This is a genomic window from Intestinirhabdus alba (assembly GCF_009711095.1).
GTDB lineage: Bacteria > Pseudomonadota > Gammaproteobacteria > Enterobacterales > Enterobacteriaceae > Intestinirhabdus > Intestinirhabdus alba.
In genome coordinates this window covers 1-2,177 of record NZ_WMJZ01000096.1, presented here as the reverse complement: position 1 = coordinate 2,177, position 2,177 = coordinate 1, and the positions used below count along the sequence as shown (strand labels likewise).

At 39.8% G+C, this 2,177-nt stretch carries 3 protein-coding genes; 1 reads left to right on the top strand and 2 read right to left on the bottom strand.

Translation table 11 applies throughout. From position 1 onward, the window contains the following. Positions 1 to 292, top strand: a 292-nt coding sequence (locus tag GJV78_RS23390; RefSeq protein ID WP_209439284.1) for a hypothetical protein, incomplete at its 5' end; no start/stop codon positions are given. 406 nt (positions 293 to 698) lie between these two features. Here GJV78_RS23390 and GJV78_RS22535 read toward each other — a convergent pair. Both GJV78_RS22535 and GJV78_RS22530 read right to left on the bottom strand, forming a co-directional pair. Then, a complete protein-coding gene (locus tag GJV78_RS22535) occupies positions 699 to 899 on the bottom strand; it encodes a hypothetical protein (protein ID WP_155110287.1) in 201 nt (66 codons plus the stop codon). 155 nt (positions 900 to 1,054) lie between these two features. Further along, complete coding sequence (locus GJV78_RS22530) at positions 1,055 to 2,149, bottom strand: PAAR domain-containing protein (protein ID WP_155110286.1); 1,095 nt, start codon at positions 2,147 to 2,149, stop codon at positions 1,055 to 1,057. Between the last annotated feature and the right edge of the window lie 28 nt (positions 2,150 to 2,177).

Genomic DNA, 2,177 nt, shown 5'->3' with positions numbered 1-2,177 from the left:
GCACCGGGTCGGCTACAAAATGAATGCCGCCGATCCTGTTCAGTCAGCCTTCGCGACGGCGGAAGTCCTGTCCTCATCGACGCTAATTTCTGCCACATCGCTCCGGCGCAGCATGGAAGGCTCCACGCTGAATATCTGCGCCGGAAGGGTAACGTTAGGCAATGCCTGTGGGGTTTCCTTTTTATCTCTTCTTACGACACAACGATTCATCAATCGCATATTTTGTGGCCATGCCCGGCATCCAGCCAGAGGGTATTCCTTTGTACGCTATATAACCATTTTATTTATATGATAATAACAGGTAAAATCACCAGCCCATCCGGAAAACAAAGATAAGAAAAAATATAAACAACTAATCTGGATGTTTTTTAATACTCTATTATTCCTCGATTTTCCTGATATAACAATGTGACCGGGCGCTAGCGACCTTATTAAAAAAGCGAATGAGAATTTAATGACAAAAAACCAGACATGAAAAAAAATAAAAACACTTTAATACTTAAAACACTTTACCGATTTAAATAAATGAAATAGAAAAATACCGATAGCAATAGAGGTATATAAAATCCGCTGTTGCCTTTAGTCTAGCCAGTGTCATTACAATACACTGAATATCATATCAAAATACACTCCATAACAATCTTACAAAACATTTAAAATTGCATTCGATGGATTACACCCCAATCATCAAAAAACATTTATCTAATATATAAGACTTTAGTATTTTCATTATCAGAGGCTAAACAAATGATATCAAGATAATCATCAACTATTGCAGCCGAGAATAAACCAGCAGTCAGACAGTTATATTCTTCAGTAGTCAATTTTCGATCATTCTTCAAATACCACCTATTGGGATGTTTTTCTTTTCTATATTTCTCTCTATCTCTATCTTTCATTTTCAGACCGCCAATTGACAGAGCACCATCATCATAAACATGTATCAATTCAGAAGAGCTATCCTCAATAGCTGATATGGTTAGATAATCATTAATTCTGCCTCTAAAATAAAAGAACAACAATAAAACAAAAAAAACAAAAAAATAACCTTGCTTTACCGGAACTTAATAAATATTGGGTTAAGCGACTCATCTATCTTCTCCGCTGTATCACCATAAATAGGATCGAACGTACCCATGCCCTTATAATTAACTATATCAGGAGGAACATAGAAAGAATCGAATGACTCTGCAGAAGTAGCAAATAATGAGAGTGTCTTTTTACAACGTTCGTCATCAACATAGACTAAAAGATAACCTATTGCTGCACCTGCAACTGCCCACGCATAATCATACCAGTCAAAACCTATATGATGCGGCCGTCTTGTTCCGATCAATTCACCAAATATAGCTTTACAGGTATCCAATTTTTCAACAGTCCATGCAGTAACCACCCCTATCCCATATGAGTAATTCGCGCCTAACCACATCCCGGCAGCCATATGCTGAACTTTATCATAATTGGTATCTGTCGGCTCATCACTGTACTTTCCACCATAAAATCGGGTTTCTTTCTGCTTGCCTCTTAACTTCATAAAACGTAATTTATCTTCCCCTGATAATGAATTATAATTTACACCAACCACATCATGTAAATCATTAAGCATTCTCGCCACATGCTCTTTCCGCCACACATCATAGTGCATCAAATAAAACTCACACAATCCCTTGAATACACCATTTATGTTATTGTCTGCATCTATAAGTCCACGAATGACCTCTTTAAATTCAGGTTTACAGGCATTTCCTTCTGGAATCGAATGTCGGCAGTATCGACAAACCCTTTCTACGGGCAGCAAAAATAATTCCTGAGGCTCCCCCGACGCCAAATTATCATCCTGCGAAATATTGCTTTTTTCTTCCCTTTCTGTCTCTCTCTCATAGGTATCATCCACCATCGACGGGATAAACAGTGACCGACACGGGCAGGAGCTGTAGCTGTCCAGCGTTCCCGCCATCAGGCGACCATGAACGCTGTCGCTGGCAATTCCGCCCACGATATTAAATATCCCCGGAAAACGCCCGCAGGTCACTTTATCCCCTTCACACGCAATCGCCTGCCCGAACAGACGGTGATCTTCACAGCCCTCCACAATAATCCCGCCGCAGGTGGTTTTATCCCCGCGAACCAGATAGTTTCCTGTTGTCATAAAAGATTATCCTCATCAACTGGATTTA